Annotated in this window: 14 protein-coding genes; 13 read left to right on the top strand and 1 reads right to left on the bottom strand. The window is 59.6% G+C overall.

The annotated features are described in order from the left end of the window. The first annotated feature begins 43 nt into the window (after window positions 1-43). Both AHA_RS16180 and oxyR read left to right on the top strand, forming a co-directional pair. Entirely contained in the window at window positions 44-1684 is a 1641-nt protein-coding gene (locus AHA_RS16180) for a methyl-accepting chemotaxis protein (RefSeq protein WP_011706973.1), read from the top strand. Between the two features lie 155 nt (window positions 1685-1839). Continuing rightward, a complete protein-coding gene (gene oxyR / locus AHA_RS16175) occupies window positions 1840-2736 on the top strand; it encodes a DNA-binding transcriptional regulator OxyR (RefSeq protein ID WP_017409206.1) in 897 nt (298 codons plus the stop codon). A gap of 75 nt (window positions 2737-2811) precedes the next feature. Here oxyR and AHA_RS16170 read toward each other — a convergent pair whose 3' ends face one another. After that, on the bottom strand, window positions 2812-5301 hold the full coding sequence (locus tag AHA_RS16170) for a penicillin-binding protein 1A (RefSeq protein ID WP_011706971.1): 2490 nt from the start codon (window positions 5299-5301) through the stop codon (window positions 2812-2814). Between the two features lie 286 nt (window positions 5302-5587). Between AHA_RS16170 and tapM the strand changes: the two genes are divergently transcribed. From tapM to AHA_RS16115, 11 genes are all read left to right on the top strand, one after another. Further along, window positions 5588-6658: a PilM family type IVa pilus assembly protein TapM gene (gene tapM, locus AHA_RS16165; protein ID WP_011706970.1), complete on the top strand. Its 1071-nt coding sequence runs from the start codon at window positions 5588-5590 to the stop codon at window positions 6656-6658. Beyond that, a complete protein-coding gene (tapN, locus tag AHA_RS16160) occupies window positions 6646-7224 on the top strand; it encodes a PilN family type IV pilus biogenesis protein TapN (RefSeq protein ID WP_011706969.1) in 579 nt (192 codons plus the stop codon). Before tapM ends, tapN begins: the two co-directional genes overlap by 13 nt. Further along, a complete protein-coding gene (tapO, locus tag AHA_RS16155; protein ID WP_011706968.1) occupies window positions 7221-7820 on the top strand; it encodes a PilO family type IV pilus biogenesis protein TapO in 600 nt (199 codons plus the stop codon). Before tapN ends, tapO begins: the two co-directional genes overlap by 4 nt. Next, a complete protein-coding gene (locus tag AHA_RS16150; protein WP_011706967.1) occupies window positions 7817-8347 on the top strand; it encodes a pilus assembly protein PilP in 531 nt (176 codons plus the stop codon). Before tapO ends, AHA_RS16150 begins: the two co-directional genes overlap by 4 nt. A gap of 14 nt (window positions 8348-8361) precedes the next feature. Then, the gene (locus AHA_RS16145) at window positions 8362-10563 is read left to right on the top strand and encodes a type IV pilus secretin PilQ (protein WP_011706966.1); all 2202 of its coding nucleotides are present in this window, start codon (window positions 8362-8364) and stop codon (window positions 10561-10563) included. 191 nt (window positions 10564-10754) lie between these two features. Then, on the top strand, window positions 10755-11273 hold the full coding sequence (gene aroK / locus AHA_RS16140; protein WP_005298388.1) for a shikimate kinase AroK: 519 nt from the start codon (window positions 10755-10757) through the stop codon (window positions 11271-11273). 14 nt (window positions 11274-11287) lie between these two features. Beyond that, window positions 11288-12370: a 3-dehydroquinate synthase gene (aroB, locus tag AHA_RS16135; RefSeq protein WP_011706965.1), complete on the top strand. Its 1083-nt coding sequence runs from the start codon at window positions 11288-11290 to the stop codon at window positions 12368-12370. Beyond that, window positions 12360-13967: an SPOR domain-containing protein gene (locus AHA_RS16130; protein WP_011706964.1), complete on the top strand. Its 1608-nt coding sequence runs from the start codon at window positions 12360-12362 to the stop codon at window positions 13965-13967. Before aroB ends, AHA_RS16130 begins: the two co-directional genes overlap by 11 nt. Window positions 13968-14037: 70 nt before the next feature. Continuing rightward, entirely contained in the window at window positions 14038-14910 is an 873-nt protein-coding gene (locus tag AHA_RS16125; protein ID WP_011706963.1) for a Dam family site-specific DNA-(adenine-N6)-methyltransferase, read from the top strand. A gap of 389 nt (window positions 14911-15299) precedes the next feature. Further along, window positions 15300-15974: a ribulose-phosphate 3-epimerase gene (gene rpe, locus AHA_RS16120; protein WP_016351625.1), complete on the top strand. Its 675-nt coding sequence runs from the start codon at window positions 15300-15302 to the stop codon at window positions 15972-15974. Then, a complete protein-coding gene (locus AHA_RS16115) occupies window positions 15961-16629 on the top strand; it encodes a phosphoglycolate phosphatase (protein WP_011706961.1) in 669 nt (222 codons plus the stop codon). Before rpe ends, AHA_RS16115 begins: the two co-directional genes overlap by 14 nt. Window positions 16630-16639: the final 10 nt, after the last annotated feature.

Here is a 16639-nt window from a genome sequence, read left to right as displayed (position 1 = left end):
TTTGAGGCCACGGGCTTGCGTCTAGCCGCCAAGGATACCAATCATGTTCAAAAATATGTCTATAGGTCAGAAGTTGAGCGCCGGTTTTGCCGTATTGGCCCTGCTAGTAGTGGGGCTGGCGTGGTTCTCCATCACTCAGCTGTCCCATCTTTATGCCGATACCGCCACCATCTCGGGCAACCTGTTGCCATCGACCCGTTATGCCAGCCAGATGCATGTGGCCATTCTCGATGCCCGTCGCTCCGAACTGGCGCAGGTGATTGGCGGCCTCAACAAGGATGCTCAGGAGGTGAGCGAACGTACCGTCACCTTCAACAAGGCCAAGCAGGAGTTTGACGCGGCGGCGCAGAAGTATGGCTCGTTGCCTTTCAGCACCGATGAGGAGAAGCAGACTTACGAGGCGTTGTTGGCCGCTGGAGCGAAGTACTTCTCGGTACACGAGCAGCTGATAGCGGCTTTTGCCAGCGGCGATCTGGAAAAAGTGAAGAGCCTGCGCAAGAACGAGACTCGCGCCGCACTGGAAGAGGCGGGGGCCAAATCCTACCGTCTGCGCGAGATCAACAACGAGCTGGCTGACAGCATGGTGAAGTCGGTGGCCGACCTTTACAGCAGCTCGCGTACCATGAGCATCATCGTCAGTCTCATCACCGTCTTGTTCGTGGTGGTGGTGGCCTGGCTGCTGACCGGCCAGATCCGCAATCCGGTGATGGCGATGCTGGAACAGACCCGCAAGGTAGCAGCCGGCGATCTGGCGGCTCATCTTGACGCCAGCCAGTTCAACAACGATGAGCTGGGGCAACTGGCCAAGGGCTTTGGCGAGATGCAGAAGAACCTGCGTACCCTGGTCAGTGAAGTTTCCGGCTCCGTGGTGCAACTGAGTTCGGCAGCCGAAGAGATCAGCGCGGTGGCGCGCCAATCCGCCAACAACATGAACAGCCAGCAGCACGAGCTGAATCAGCTGGCCACCGCCATGAACGAGATGCAGGCCACGGTGCAGGAGGTGTCCCGCAACACCAGTGACGCCGCCAGTGCCGCCAGTGCCGCCAGCAGCACTGCCGAACTGGGGGCTCGCACCGTCAACGACTCCATCAAGCGTATTGAGCAGGTGGCCGGTGCCATCGAGAGCACCGCCGTGGTAATCCGTCAGCTTGGCGACGACAGCCGCAACATCGGCATGGTGCTGGAGGTGATCCGCGGGATCGCCGAGCAGACCAACCTGCTGGCGCTCAACGCCGCCATTGAAGCGGCTCGGGCCGGCGAGCAGGGCCGCGGCTTTGCGGTGGTGGCCGACGAGGTGCGTACCCTGGCGAAGCGGACTCAGGATTCCACCTCCCAGATCAACACCATCATCGCCGAACTGCAGCAGCGGGCCGAGCAGGCCGGCACCACCATGCAGCAAAGCCAGGACATGATGAATTCCACCGTGAGCACGGCGCGGGAGGCGGGGGCATCCATCTCCGAGATCAGCGGCTCGGTGGAGAGCATCTCCCACATGAATATCCAGATTGCGACCGCCACCGAAGAGCAGGGGGCGGTGAGTGAAGAGCTCAACCGCAACGTGGTCAATATCAGCCATGCCTCCGAGGAAGTGGCTGCCGGTGCAACCCAGATGGCACAGGCCTGTAACGACCTCAATCACCTGGCGACCCAGTTGCAGGAGATGGTGCGCCGCTTCCGGGTGTAAGGCGGGTTGGATGCTCGCTGTTGCGGGCCCGGATCCTGGATCCGGGCCCGCCTTGTTTTATCGGCCTGTCGACTTTCCCCCTTGCTCCATCCCTTGTTCGCTCCGCCGTTCTTGGGCATGCTAATGGCCCCATTGGTTGGCAGGATTCTGGATGTATGAACCTTCGCGATCTCGAGTATTTGGTGGCGCTGGAAGAGGAGAAGCACTTTCGCAAGGCGGCGGAGCGCTGCTTCGTCAGTCAGCCCACCCTGAGCGGCCAGCTGCGCAAGCTGGAGGATGAACTCGGGGTGATCCTGATCGAGCGTACCTCGCGCAAGGTGCTGTTTACCCCGGCTGGTGATGCCATGGCCCAGCAGGCCCGCAAGGTGCTTAAAGAGGTGCGTGAGCTCAAGAGCATAGGCCAGCACTTTGCCGAGCCCATGTCTGGTGAAATCCACATCGGCTTCATTCCTACCGTCGGCCCCTACCTGCTGCCTCACATCATTCAGGATCTGCGCGAGCACTTTCCCAAGCTGGAGTTCTACCTCTATGAAGAGCAGACCCAGGTGTTGCTCAAACGGCTGGAAGAGGGGGAGCTGGATTGCCTGATCCTGGCCGAGCTGGAGGGGATGGACGGGTTTGGTTCGATCCCGCTCTACCAGGAGCCCATGTGGCTGGCAGTGCCCCAGCAGCACCCGGAGGCCAAGGCCAAGGCGGTGCCGCTCAGCAATCTCAAGGGCAAGAAGTTGCTGATGCTGGCCGATGGCCACTGCTTGCGGGATCAGGCGATGGGATTCTGTTTCGCTGCCGGTATCGGTGAGGATCAGCGCTTCAAGGGCACCAGTTTGGAGACGCTGCGCAACATGGTGGCCGCCGGCAGCGGCATGACGCTGGTACCCAGGCTTGCCGTGCCCGCCAATGCCGAAGAGGGCGGCGTCAGCTATCGACCTGTGATAGACCCCGTGCCTGGACGCACTATAGCGCTGCTCTATCGCCACTATTCGGTGCGCCGGCCCTGCTTCAACGAGCTGGCCGCTCGTATCTCGCGCTTGATGCAGAGCCTGCTTGGTTAACTGCAGATCACCACTACAAGGCCACAAAAAAGAAAACCGGCGCATTGCGCCGGTTTTTTTATCTTCTGCGGTGATTTAGAAGATATCGTCGGTGGAGACGGGGCCATCAGTGGGCGAACCCTCACCGCCGTACACCTGATTGCCATCCGAGCTCTGTGTCGCGTAGCGGGTCGGCTCGGTGCCTTCCTTGAAGAACTCTTCCGTGCTGCTGCCGTCGGTTCGGTTGGTCAACAGGCCGGTCTCACGATCGATCCGCACCGTGATGATCCCTTCCGGTACCGGCATCTTGCGCTCAGGCACCTGCTTGAGCGCCGTCTTCATGAAGTCGATCCAGATCGGCTGTGCGGCACCACCGCCAAATTCGGCCCGGCCCAGACCACGCTGGTGGTTGTCAAAACCGATCCAGGAGGTGGCGACCAGATTCGGGGTATAGCCGGAGAACCAGGCATCACGGGATTCGTTGGTGGTCCCGGTCTTGCCGGAGATATCGTGGCGTTTGAGGTCGCGCGCCGCCCGCCAGCCGGTGCCGCGCCAGCCATTGCCACCCCAGATGGCGGTGGTCAGGGTGTCGGTCACCAGGAAGGTGCTCTGGGCACTGATGGTCTGCGGTGCCATGTTGCCGGGGACGACCGGATCGATGGGGCACTGGGCTTTCCAGTCCGGCGCCGTATTGGCATAGGCATCCGCACTGTCGAGACCTGCGGCGGCCAGCACGCCACAATCACGGCAGGCGGCTGCCGGGTTGGCCTGATAGAGAGGTGCGCCGAAGCTGTCGGTGACTTCGGTGATGAAGTAGGGGGTGACCTGGAAGCCGCCGTTGGCCATGACCGAGTAGCCGCGCACCACTTCCAGCGGGGTGAACTCGGCGGCACCCAGAGCCAGCGACTCGTTGGGTGAGATGGTATCGCGAGCAAAGCCGAAGCGGGTCAGCCCGTCGATGTAGGTATCCAGCCCGATGGCGCGCATCAGGCGCACTGACATCACGTTCTTCGACTTGGCGAGGCCGAGACGAAGGGAGGTGGGGCCTTCATAGATGGCCGGGGAGTTTTTGGGCTGCCACATGGGGCCCTTGGAGGGATCCCACTGGTTGATCGGCGCATCGTTGATGAGGGAGGCCAGGGTGTAGCCCTGTTCCAGCGCGGTGGCATAGAGGAAGGGCTTGATGTTGGAGCCTATCTGGCGGCGTGCCTGGTCGACCCGGTTGAACTTGGAGAGCTCAAAGCTGAAACCGCCGACCAGCGCCTCGATGGCACCATCCTGCGGGTTCATGGCCACCAGAGCGGCGTTGACCTCGGGAATCTGGGAAAGCAGCAGTTCTTCACCCTTTTCCCGAACCCAGATCTGGGCGCCCACTTTCAGCATGTCGCGGGCCGAGCGGGGAGCAAAGCCCTGACGATCGTCGGTGATGAAGGCGCGCGCCCACTTGATGCCGTTCCAGCCAAGTTCAGCCTGCTTGCCGTTCTTCAGTACTATGGTCGCACTCTTGTCAGCCAGCTTGGTGACGACGGCGGCCATCAGCGGCTCATAGGTGGGCTGCTTGGCCAGATGGGCCATGATCTTGTCATAATCCCAATCGGCTTCGCCCGCTTTCCACAGCTGGGCGGTCACGCCCTTGTAGCCATGGCGGGTGTCATAGTCGAACACGCCGTCGAGCAAGGCCAGACGGGCGGCGCGCTGGCGCTTGGCGGTGACTGTGGTGTAGACGTGCAGACCCATGGTGTAGGCATCTTCACCGAACTGCTCCACCATCTTCTGGCGCACCATCTCCCCCAGATAAGGGGCATTCAAGGTGATCTCGGCACCGTGATAACGGGCCTTGACCGGCATCTTGGACGCTTCGTCGAACTGGGCCTGGGTGATTTTGCCGGTTTCCAGCATGCGACCAAGTACCACGTTGCGACGGGCAAAGGCACGTTCCGGCGAGCGGATCGGGTTAAGCATGGACGGCGCCTTGGGCAGACCGGCGATGATGGCGATCTCGTCCAGCGTCAGGTCCTTGACCTCCTTGCCAAAGTAAACCTGGGCGGCGGCACCGACCCCGAATGCCCGGTAGCCGAGCGGGATCTTGTTGAGGTAGAGCTGCAGGATCTCGTCCTTGGAGAGATTCTGCTCGATGCGCCAGGCCAGGAAGACCTCTTTTATCTTGCGCACCAGCGTCTTTTCATTGCTCAGGAAGAAGTTGCGGGCGACCTGCTGGGTGATGGTACTGGCGCCTTGGCGGGCCTGACCGGAGACGGCCCAGACGGTGGCAGCACGAATGATGCCGATGGGGTCAATCCCCGGGTGCTCATAGAAACGGGCATCTTCGGTCGCCAATACTGCATCGATCATGGACTGGGGGATTTCATCCAGATGCAGCGGGATGCGACGAATTTCGCCAAATTGGGAGATCAATTCCCCATCCCGGCTGTACACCTTCATCGGGGTGGCCAGCTTGACGTCGCGCAGCGCGGTCACATCCGGCAACTGGGGCTTGATGTAAAAGTAGATACCGATGAGGCTGGCAACACCCAGCACAGCACCCAGCATCATGACAATAAACAGGCGTACGAGCCATTTCAGCATGGAAGAACTACCAATCGTCTTAAAATTAGCCAACGGGCGCAGAGTATAGCCCTTTTGCCTCCGGAAATTCGAGGTTTTCCTGACGGCTGCCCGGCTCCTCGAGAAGAGGCGGGAGGTTAGCATTCTGCGGCTCAATAACCAAGGGGAGGCGAGGGGCGGCCGGAAAGCGAGTTGTATCACTTTTCGGCATAAACTTTATGACATTGATAGATAGAGCATTTAGGATGAGTTAAGTCATCATCTTCTGATTAGCTGTCCTACAATCAATCCTAAAACCCAATAACGCATGGATGTGTATATGTTTGGGCTATTCAACAAAGGTTCTCTGCTTCCTCTGGCGGGTATTGATTTTGGCAGCCAGACCATCAAGGCCGTGACCATTACCGGTCGTCCCGGCAAGCTGCATCTCGAATCTGTGGCCGAAGTTGCCACTCCCAAAGGCACTCTGGTTGATTATCAGCTGCAGGATATCGAACGGGTCAGCCAGTCTCTCAAGGCCCTCAAGCGCCTCATCTCGGGCAGCAGCCAGTACGTTGCGACTGCCGTCACCGGTTCCAACGTGATCACCAAAGTCATTCAGGTGGATGCCGCGCTGGGTGAGAACGAGCTGGAGAATCAGGTTCAGCTCGAGGCCGAGCAACTCATCCCCTTTCCCCTAGATGAAGTGAGCCTGGATTTTGAGATTCTGGGCAAGGTCAATGATCAGGAGCGCCGCGAAGTGTTGCTGAGTGCGGCCCGCACCGAGAGCGTGAGCGGGCGGGTGACCGCGCTGGCGGAAGCCGACATGACCACCAAGGTGGTGGATGTGGGCGCCCACGCACTGGGCCGCGCCGTGCTTGCCTGCCTGCCGGAGCTGCAGGAGTGGGATAAACCGGTCGGCGTGATCGATATCGGAGCGAGCGCCATGACCTTTGCCGCACTGGTAAAGGGAGAAGTTATCTACTCACGCCTGCAAAACTTCGGTGGCGATCAATATAGTCAGGCGCTGGCCTCTTTTTACAACCTGTCGCTGGATGATGCCGAGCAGGCCAAGTTGCAGGGCAAGCTGCCAGTTGATCACGAATTGGATGTATTGCTGCCCCATATGAATGCCCTGCTGCAGCAAGTCAGGCGGAACGTGCAGCTTTTTTGCAGCTCTTCCGGGCACAGAGAGCTTTCCAGACTGGTGCTCACCGGCGGTGGCAGCCTGCTGCCCGGGCTGGCGGCCCAGGTTGGCAGCGAGTTGAACTGTGAGGTATTGCATCCTGATCCCTTTGCCCTGTTCGGCAAGCCGAAAGGGGAGGGGGCGGTCCACGGTGCCAAGTTCATGACTGCGCTGGGTCTGGCATTGAGGAGCTTCACGCCATGTCAAATATAAACCTCCTGCCCTGGCGTGAGGCCAGGGCCCAGCGGCAGAAGAAGCAATTCGGGGTCATGCTGGGCATCTTCATGGCCATCACGGCTTCACTCGGCTTTGCCGCCGACTGGCTGGTAGAGCAGCAGATAGGCCATCAGCAGCAGCGCAACCAGCGTTTGCAGCAGGAGATGACAATCCTCGATGCCCAGCTTGGCGAGATCCGCCTGCTCAAGGAGCGACGCAAGGAGTTGATCGATCGCATGCAATTGATCGAACACCTGCAGATGCGCCGCAATCTGCCGGTTCGTCTGTTCAACCAGTTGCCTTCGCTGGTTCCCAACGGGGTTTACCTCAATACGCTTGCCTTGCAGAACAACCAAATAGATGTGAATGGCAAGACCGAGGCCTATGGCAGGGTAGCCAGCATGATGCGTCGTATCGATGGCTCCGGCTGGCTGGGGCAGTCGCAGATCAGCACGATTTTTGCGGCCGATGTGGCGCCCGTTTCGCTCAGCCAGTTCTCCATGATGTTCCAGGTCGCGGGTGCGGCAGGTGCCACGGTCGATGTGGCTAAGGGGCAGCAATGAATCTACAACAGCTCAACGAACTGGATCTCAACAACATTGCCAGTTGGCCCAAGCTGGCCAAGGGGATTTTCATCCTGTTCTTCTGTGCCTTGTTGGGGGGAGCCATCTATTACTACGTGATTGCCAACTCACTGACCCTGTTGACCCAGGAGACCAACAAGGAGGCCGAACTCAAGGCGCAGTTCGAGAGCAAGGCGATGCTGGCTGCCAACCTCGGTGCCTACAAGACGCAGATGGTGCAGCTCGAACAGCTGGTTGATACCCAGCTCAAGCAGTTGCCGAATACTCACGAAGTGGCCGGATTGCTGGATGACATCAGTTTCATTGCCACCGACAATGGGCTCAAATTGAATCGCATCAATTGGGAACCCGAGATCAAACACGAGTTCTCCACCGAGCTACCCATGCGAATCGAAGTGGTGGGTACTTATCATGAGATAGGCAAGTTCACGGCCGACATGGCGGCCTTGCCGCGTATCGTCATCCTGGAATCGTTCACGTTGGGACAGGGCAAGGAGCAGGGTGACATGATTGCCATGTCGATGCTGGCCAAAACCTACAAATACAATGGCAAAACCGTGGGGCAGACCAAATGAAGCTACTCTGCGTGCTGTTGCCTGCTCTGTTGTTGACCGCCTGCGGTGGGCAGGACGACATGGACAACTATGTGGCCGCAACCAAGGCCAGAAAACCAGTACCCATCGAGCCTCTTCCCGAAATCAAACCCTTTTCCCCCATGGCTTATCACCTCAGCGATCAGCGCAGCCCCTTCATTGCTCCCCAGCCTGAAACCAGCAGTGCCAAGGTGGATGCCAAGGTGAAGCCGGATTGCGCCCAGATCGTGGCCAACAGGGAAAAAGAAGTACTGGAACGCTATTCATTGGCCAGCCTGAGCATGCAGGGCTCACTTGGCAAGCAGGGACAGTTGTGGGCCTTGATCAGGACTCCTGATGGTCAATCCATCCGGGTGGGTCTCAATCAACACATGGGACTGGATCAGGGACGGGTGATCAGGATCACTGACACCTACGTGGATTTGATTGAGACTATACCGGATGGCAAAGGATGCTGGGTGACCCGAGAAACTCAGCTGGGCATGGCCAATCTTGAAGCAAAACGATAATCAGGGATGATGCGATGAAAACAACAATAGGTATGGTAGCCCGAGTTACCCTGCTGTTTTGCACCGGAGCATGGAGCCAGGCCTGGGCCGTGGCAACCCTGCAGGAGGTCAAGGTCAATCCGCTGATGGCCGATCAGCTGTTGCTGGAGTTGAGTTTCAGTGAACCGGTCAGCGGATTTACCGATCGTCTCTCCTATGAACCCAACCAACTGCTGCTGCATGTGCCGGGAGCTGTGGGAGCACTCAACGTGAACCCGTTGCCCATCAAGCAGCAAGGGGTGGACAACCTCAAGGTCGAGGGCAAGGGGGCAGGTCTCGATATCAAGATCGCCCTCGATCAACTGACCCCCTATCAGGTGCATCAGCAGGGCAACAAGTTGTTGGTGGCTCTGGGAGAAAAAGCAGCCATGCCGCTGCCAGCCACCACAGCATCCTCCGGGCTGGTGGCCCCCCAGCCGACCTCGTCTGCACTTATCAATACCCAGCCGGCAGCCTCGTCCGCCCTGATCAACAGTCAGCAGCTTGCTCGCCAGAGCGCTCCAGTGGCAGCGTCCGTGGCCAGCAAGCCTGTCTTGCCATCACCACAGACGGCGGCCAGCGGTGCCTACTTCAATTCCGTGAAGGGGGTCGACTTCAGGCGTGGCAAGGACGGGCAGGGGGAATTTCTGGTGACGCTGGACAACAGCTCCGCCGCCGTTGACGTCAGCAGCCGTGGTCAGACGGTGCTTGCCAAGTTTCACGGCACCCGGGTACCGGACGATTTGCTCAACCTGATCAACGTGCAGGATTTTGCGACCCCTGTCTCTCAGGTTGAGGTGTTCCGCCAGGGTAACGACACCCTGTTTGAACTCTCGGTCAACGGTCAGTTTGACTACCGTTACGATCAGGCGGACAAGATGTTCATCGTCGAGGTGAAAAAGCGCACCGCGGCGACTGCCGGCAAGCAGTATCAGGGCAAACCCATCTCTCTCAATTTCCAGGATATCCCGGTGAGAACCGTGCTGCAGCTCATCGCGGATTTCAACAACCTCAATCTGGTGACCACGGATTCGGTGTCGGGCAACATCACCCTGCGGCTGGACGGGGTGCCCTGGGAGCAGGCACTCGACATCATCTTGAAGGTGCGGGGGCTCGACAAGCGGTTGGACAACAACATCCTGCTGGTCGCGCCTGCCGAAGAGATTGCCGCTCGCGAGAAACAGCAGCTGGAGAGCCGCAACCAGGTCGCCGATCTGGCACCGCTTTATACCGAGTATCTGCAGATCAACTATGCCAAGGCATCCGAAGTGGCGGCGCTGCTCTCGTCCGAGAGCACCAAACTGCTCTCTTCCAAGGGGGCGGTGAGTGTCGATGAGCGGACCAACGTGCTGGTGGTCAAAGACACTGCCGACGTCATCAGCAACATCAAGCGGATGCTGGATATCCTGGATATTCCGGTCAAGCAGGTGGTGATCGAGGCGCGCATGGTGACCATTGATGACGGCTTTGACGAGGCTCTCGGGGTGCGTTGGGGAGTAACCAAAAACGACGGGCACGGCAACAGTACCTCGGGCACCATCGAAGGCAATGACAGTTCCGGCAACAACAATGGCGGCTCGACCATCACCCGACCTGGGGTGGACGATCGGCTTAACGTCAATCTGCCGGTGACCAATGCGGCCGGCACCCTGGCCTTCCAGGTGGCGCGGCTGGCGGATGGTACCTTGCTGGATCTCGAGCTGTCGGCACTGGAGAAAGAGAGCAAGGCCGAGATCATCGCCAGCCCCCGGGTCACCACGGCTAACCAGAAACCGGCGCTGATCGAGCAGGGTACCGAGATCCCCTATGTGGAGTCCTCTTCCAGCGGGGCAACCTCGGTCACCTTCAAGAAGGCGGTGCTGAGCCTCAAGGTGACGCCGCAGATCACCCCCGACAACAGGGTGATCCTGGATTTGACCGTGACCCAGGATACCAAGGGTGAAACCGTGCCGACCGGTACCGGTGATGCCGTCTCCATCAACGCCCAGTCCATCACCACTCAGGTGCTAGTCAACAATGGCGAGACCCTGGTGCTTGGCGGCATCTATCAACAGACCATCAAGAGCGACGTCAGCAAGGTGCCCCTGCTGGGCGACATCCCGGGTCTGGGGGTGTTGTTTCGCAAGACAACCAGCGAGAACAAAAAGCGCGAGCTGCTGATTTTCGTGACGCCGAAGATAGTCACCGACGCCTTCTGAAGACTTTACATGTGAAGGTAAAACACATATAACCTTACGCCCCAATGAGGCTGGGGCGTAAGGGCTGCGGTTGCCAGTCCTGATTTCTATTGAGATAATCCCCCTCCTGATCCATCGCAAGATAAGGTTCATAGGTACCCCGATCGAGAGTTTGTCGGGGTCGTACAGTTTGTAATTACTAACGAAAAGACATGGCTGAGAAACGCAATATTTTCCTGATAGGTCCCATGGGTGCGGGCAAGAGCACCATAGGTAGACATCTGGCAGAACAACTGCATATGGAGTTTTTCGACTCAGATCATGAGATTGAGCGCCGCAGTGGTGCCGATATCGGCTGGGTGTTCGATGTTGAAGGCGAAGAGGGTTTCCGGATCCGCGAAGAGAAGGTCATCGGTGACCTTTCCGAACAGCAGGGTATCGTGCTGGCGACGGGTGGCGGTGCCATCAAGAGCCGTGAAACACGCAACAAGCTCTCTGCTCGCGGCATCGTGGTGTACCTCGAAACCACCATTGAGAAGCAACTGGCACGTACGCAAAGAGACAAGCGTCGCCCCTTGCTGCAAACCGAAGAGCCGCCGCGCGAAGTACTCGAGCGTCTGGCACAAGAACGCAACGCCCTGTATGAAGAAGTGGCTGACTTTGTCATCCAGACTGATGACCAGAGCGCTAAAGTTGTTGCCAATCAAATCGTTAAGTTGATCGGCATGTAATATAGAGGACGTCCATGGAAAGGTTGAAGGTCGAACTGGGTGAACGCAGCTATCCCATCGAGATAGCCGCAGGTCTGTTGCAGCACGCAGAGGTGCTGACGCAAACCATCAAGGGCAAGCGGGTCATGATTGTGACCAACACAGTGGTTGCGCCCTTGTATCTTGAGCGGATTGTCCAGTTGCTGTCGGGCTATCAGGTTGAACACTTGATCCTGCCGGATGGCGAGGCCTACAAGACCCTGGCTACCTTTGAGCGGATCATGTCCGCTCTGCTGGAAACCAACCATGGTCGTGATACCACTCTGATTGCCCTGGGTGGCGGTGTGATAGGGGACGTTGTCGGCTTCGCTGCTGCAAGCTATCAACGTGGCATTCCGTTCATTCAAGTGCCTACCACACTGCTCTCCCAGGTTGATTCCTCCGTTGGTGGCAAGACTGCCGTCAACCATCCCCTCGGCAAGAACATGATTGGGGCCTTCTATCAGCCCAGACACGTCGTGATCGATACCGAGTGCCTCCAGACCCTGCCTGCCCGCGAATTTGCCGCCGGCATGGCCGAGGTGATCAAATACGGCATCATCTGGGATGTCGAATTCTTCTGCTGGCTCGAAGCCAACATGTCCCGTCTGCAGGCGCAGGAGCCGGCCGCGCTGGCCTATGCCATCCGCCGCTGCTGCGAGATCAAGGCCGATGTGGTTGGCCAGGACGAGACCGAACACGGTGTGCGTGCCCTGCTTAATCTGGGCCACACCTTTGGCCATGCCATTGAAGCCGAGAAGGGCTATGGCAACTGGCTGCACGGCGAAGCCGTGGCGGCAGGCACCATGCTGGCTGCCAATACCGCCCTGGCCCGTGGTGACGTGACCGAGCAACAGGTAGACCGTATCCGGGCCTTGCTGCTGGCAGCCAATCTGCCGGTGACGGCGCCGCCTGAGATGGATTTTGCGGCCTTCATTCGCCACATGCGCCGAGACAAGAAGGTGCTGGAAGGCAAACTGCGTCTGGTGCTGCCGGTCGGCATAGGTCATGCCCAGGTGGTGGCCGATGTCTCCGATGCTGAACTGCTGGCGGTGATCGAGTCTGGTCGTGACGAATAAACTGCTGAAATTTCCCTCCCAGCGGCAGCTGGTTGACCGGCTGCTGCATCTGATTGAATTCAATCATCCTTTTATCTTTCTTTCCGGCAAACCCGGCAGTGGTCGCGGCACGTTGTGCGAATCCCTGCTGGGAGCGCTGCCGGAAAAAGTGCGGGTCGTCAGCCTGATCGGCAGCCCCGCCATGAAGATGGTGGACGTGCGTCAGCTGCTGCTGCCCCAGGTGGTGGCCCGGCCGTTGTTCAACCCGCAGGATGCGCTGGCAGACAGCTTTTTCCGCATGCTGGAAGGCAAACCCGCTACCCTGCTGCTGCTCATTGAGCGGGCCGACGAGCTGCCTGCCGAGCTGGTTGGTGAGCTGTGGAGCCTGTGTCGTCACAACGATACCCTGAAGATCCCCCATCAGTTGGCCATCGTGCTCTCCGGCAGTGACGTCTGGTGTCGCAATCAGAAGGCGCAGCTGAAAGGGCGGGCGATGCCCGCGCTGGAGCTGGAAGTCGCGCCGCTTGGCGCGCCCGAACAACGCATCTTCTTGTATGAGAAGGCCAAAGAGCTCAAGATCCCGACAGCCCTCTTGCCCAAGCCGAAAGTGGAAGAGATCCTGAAAGTGGCAAATGGACATCCGTCCACCATCATGCAGTTACTGGAGGATATCATGACCGACAGAAGGCCCAAGAAACGTCAGGCCGAGTTGCCCGTCAAGAAGATTGCGACCCTGCTGGCCCTGTTGGCCGGCGGTCTGCTGGCGCTGAGTTATCTGCTGCCGGCCCTGTTTGGCGGCGACAGCAAGAGTACCGTCCCCGAGCCCACCCAAACCACGGCGTTGCCCATCCCCGTCTCGGGTGGCGATCCGCTGACCATCGGTGGCAGCAACACCAGCCAGAACGGCAGCCAGAGTACGGCCAGTGATGGCGCCGCCAGCAATCCCGGCGGCGTGGTACGCGACTGGCAGCCGGATGCCAAGGTATTGCCCAAGGCGGTGGAGAGCGACACCGTGACCACCGAATCGACCAACTACGAAGGGCGCCGGGTGGTGATCTCCGACGAGGTGGTCGAGAAGCTGATGAAGCAGCCCAACGTCAGCGGCGCCCTGCCCACTGCGGTAGTGGATGAGCTGACCGGCGCCGATTCGCAAGCAGCGGCCACTCAAGTTGCTCCTGCCGAGCCGGCTGTTACACCCAATGCCACTGCTCAGACTGCCCAGCCGGCAAACACCGCCAAGGCCCAACCCACGCCAGCGGCCAGCAAGCCGGTGGCCAAGCCAGTTGCGGTTGAACCGGTGGCGGGACCTGCTCCCAAGGTGGCGCTGACCCCCGCTGCCACTCTGAACAAGAAGCCCAGAAACCACTACAGCATCCAGCTGATGGGGGCGAGCAACACCAAGGCGGTGGACAAGTTCGTGGCCGAAAATGGTCTGGCCGGCAAGATCTGGGTCTATCAGACCAAGTTCCGCGGCAGCCCCTGGTACGTGGTGCTGCAGGGGGACTACGCCAGCAGCAACCAGGCCAAGGCCGCCATTCGCAAGCTGTCGCCCGCCTTGCTGAAGGGTCAACCCTGGCCCAAGTCGTTTGCTCAGGTACAAAAAGAGTTGAAGCAATAGCCATTTTGGCCGGGAAGGGGGTAGAATCGTCCCCCTTTTTTGGTCGATGCCTTCTTAACACCGGATTTCCATGAAAAAAACACGCGCTTTTTTAAAATGGGCCGGGGGAAAATACTCCCTGGTTGAAGAGATTGCCGAGCGTTTGCCGGCCGGGCGTGTGTTGCTGGAGCCCTTCGTCGGGGCCGGGTCCGTGTTTCTCAACACCGACTACGACGCCTATGTGCTCAACGACATCAATCCGGATCTGATCGGTCTTTACAATCATCTCAAGTTGACGCCGGATCGGTTCATCGCTGAGTCGCGCAAGCTGTTCGTGACCGAGCACAACCACAAGGCCGCCTACTACCGACTGCGCACCCAGTTCAACCAGACCGACACCAGCTTCGAGCGCGCCCTGCTGTTCCTGTTTCTGAATCGACACGGTTTCAACGGCCTGTGCCGGTACAACAAGAAGGGGGGCTTCAACGTCCCGTTCGGTTCCTACAAGAAACCCTATTTCCCGGAAAAAGAGCTGTGGGCCTTCGCCGAGAAGGCGCAGAAGGCGACCTTCATCTGTGAAAGCTATGCCGATGCCATCCAGCGCGCCGAAGAGGATTGGGTGATCTATTGCGATCCCCCCTATGCCCCGCTCTCCACTACCGCGAGCTTCACCACCTATTCGGCCGGTGGCTTCACCCTGGACGATCAGGCCGTGCTGGCCAGGCTGGCCCGCCATACCGCGGCGCGCAAAGGGGTGCCCGTGCTCATCAGCAACCACGATATCGAGCTGACCCGCGAGCTTTATCGCGGTGCCCGCCTCGACGAAATCCTGGTCAAGCGCACCATCAGCCGCAACGGCGGCACCCGCAACAAGGTGGCCGAGTTGCTGGCGCTCTATCCGCCCGGTATCGAGCCGGAGCAGGGCTACTACCCGAGCGATGCCGAATTGGCGCCACTCGGCTGACACAGACGGCACCTGGGGGTGCCGTTTTTTATGTCTGCTGCGGCCGATGATGGCATGCGCTTTTTCCGTACCGTGTGCGGGCTGTTTTCAGTGCCTGTTTGCGGTGATGATGGCGTCCGCTTTTTCCGTACCGTGTGCGGGTCGTTTTCGGCGCCCGTTTGCGGTGATGATGGCGTCCGCTTTTTCCGTATCATGTGCGGGTCGTTTTCAGTGCCTGTTTGCAGTGATGATGGCGTCCGCTTTTCCATACCGTGTGCGGGTCGTTTTCGGCGTCTGTTTGCGGTGATGATGGCGTCCGCTTTTTCCATACCGTGTGCGGGTCGTTTTCGGCGTCCGTTTGCGGTAAAATTGCGCCGCTTTTTCTGCCACGCTGCCAATGGATGACGCTGATGAAAGACTTTCTGATTGCCCCCTCGATCCTCTCCGCCGACTTTGCCCGTCTGGGGGACGATGTCGCCAAGGTGCTGGCCGCCGGTGCCGACGTGGTCCATTTCGACGTGATGGACAACCATTATGTGCCCAACCTGACCATAGGCCCCATGGTCTGCCAGGCCCTGCGTGACTACGGTATCGAAGCCCCCATCGACGTGCACCTGATGGTCAAGCCGGTGGATCGCATCATTCCCGATTTTGCCAAGGCGGGTGCTTCCCTCATCACCTTCCACCCGGAAGCGTCCGACCACGTCGACCGCTCCCTGGGCCTCATCAAGGAGCAGGGCTGCCAGGCCGGTCTGGTGCTGAACCCGGCCACGCCGCTCACCTGCCTGGAGTACGTGATGGACAAGCTGGACGTGATCCTGCTGATGTCGGTCAACCCGGGCTTCGGCGGCCAGAGCTTCATCCCCGGCACCCTCGACAAGCTGCGCCAGGTGCGCCGCCTGATCGACGAGAGCGGCCGCGACATTCGCCTTGAGATCGACGGTGGGGTCAAGGTCGACAACATTCGCGAAATTGCCCAGGCTGGTGCCGACATGTTCGTGGCCGGCTCGGCCATCTTCAGTCGTCCGGACTACAAGGCGGTGATCGACGAGATGCGGGCGGAGCTCTCTCATGTCAAACGCTGAACGTGATTTTGACCTGGTGCTGTTCGATCTGGACGGCACCCTGATCGACAGTGCCCCGCAACTGGCGCTGGCGGTCAACCGTACGCTGACCGAACTGGGGCTGGCCGAGGCCGACGAGGCCGTGGTGCGGACCTGGGTCGGCAACGGTGCCGACAAGCTGATCCAACGTGCGCTGGACTATCGCGCGGCGCCTGAGCTGTTTGCCAGCGCCCGTCCGCTGTTTGACCGCCACTATCAGGCCTGCCTGCTGGAAGGGCTGGCCATGTATGACGGGGTCGAACAGAGCCTGCGCCGCCTGCAGGCGCTGGGTTACCAGCAGGCGATCGTGACCAACAAGCCGAGTCACTTCGTGCAGCCGATCCTCGATGCTCTCGGCATCGGCGACTGTTTCGCACTCTGGCTGGGGGGCAACTGCGTGCCCGTCAAGAAACCGAGCCCGGAGCCGCTGCTGCTGGCCTGCCACGAGTTGGGCGTCAGCCCGTCGCGCACCCTGATGGTGGGCGACTCTGAAAATGACGTGCTGGCCGCCCAGGCTGCCGGCATGAAGGTGGTGGGGCTGACCTATGGCTACAACTACGGCCGTCCCATCGCGGATTCCCGCCCGGACTGGGTATGTGAACAGTTTGCCCAGCTCGACGCGCTGCTGGCCGAATAAGCTGGCCAGG

The organism is Aeromonas hydrophila subsp. hydrophila ATCC 7966 (assembly GCF_000014805.1).
Classification (GTDB): domain Bacteria; phylum Pseudomonadota; class Gammaproteobacteria; order Enterobacterales; family Aeromonadaceae; genus Aeromonas; species Aeromonas hydrophila.
This window is presented reverse-complemented; position numbering and strand designations above follow the sequence as displayed.

Excerpts from the sequence above, each read along its gene's own strand:
- aroB (WP_011706965.1), top strand. The coding sequence starts at position 11,288 with ATGGAAAGGTTGAAGGTCGAACTGGGTGAACGCAGCTATCCCATCGAG.
- AHA_RS16150 (WP_011706967.1), top strand. The coding sequence starts at position 7,817 with ATGAAGCTACTCTGCGTGCTGTTGCCTGCTCTGTTGTTGACCGCCTGC.
- tapN (WP_011706969.1), top strand. The coding sequence starts at position 6,646 with ATGTCAAATATAAACCTCCTGCCCTGGCGTGAGGCCAGGGCCCAGCGG.
- AHA_RS16180 (WP_011706973.1), top strand. The coding sequence starts at position 44 with ATGTTCAAAAATATGTCTATAGGTCAGAAGTTGAGCGCCGGTTTTGCC.
- aroK (WP_005298388.1), top strand. The coding sequence starts at position 10,755 with ATGGCTGAGAAACGCAATATTTTCCTGATAGGTCCCATGGGTGCGGGC.
- oxyR (WP_017409206.1), top strand. The coding sequence starts at position 1,840 with ATGAACCTTCGCGATCTCGAGTATTTGGTGGCGCTGGAAGAGGAGAAG.
- AHA_RS16115 (WP_011706961.1), top strand. The coding sequence starts at position 15,961 with ATGTCAAACGCTGAACGTGATTTTGACCTGGTGCTGTTCGATCTGGAC.
- AHA_RS16145 (WP_011706966.1), top strand. The coding sequence starts at position 8,362 with ATGAAAACAACAATAGGTATGGTAGCCCGAGTTACCCTGCTGTTTTGC.
- tapO (WP_011706968.1), top strand. The coding sequence starts at position 7,221 with ATGAATCTACAACAGCTCAACGAACTGGATCTCAACAACATTGCCAGT.
- rpe (WP_016351625.1), top strand. The coding sequence starts at position 15,300 with ATGAAAGACTTTCTGATTGCCCCCTCGATCCTCTCCGCCGACTTTGCC.
- AHA_RS16125 (WP_011706963.1), top strand. The coding sequence starts at position 14,038 with ATGAAAAAAACACGCGCTTTTTTAAAATGGGCCGGGGGAAAATACTCC.
- AHA_RS16170 (WP_011706971.1), bottom strand. The coding sequence starts at position 5,301 with ATGCTGAAATGGCTCGTACGCCTGTTTATTGTCATGATGCTGGGTGCT.
- tapM (WP_011706970.1), top strand. The coding sequence starts at position 5,588 with ATGGATGTGTATATGTTTGGGCTATTCAACAAAGGTTCTCTGCTTCCT.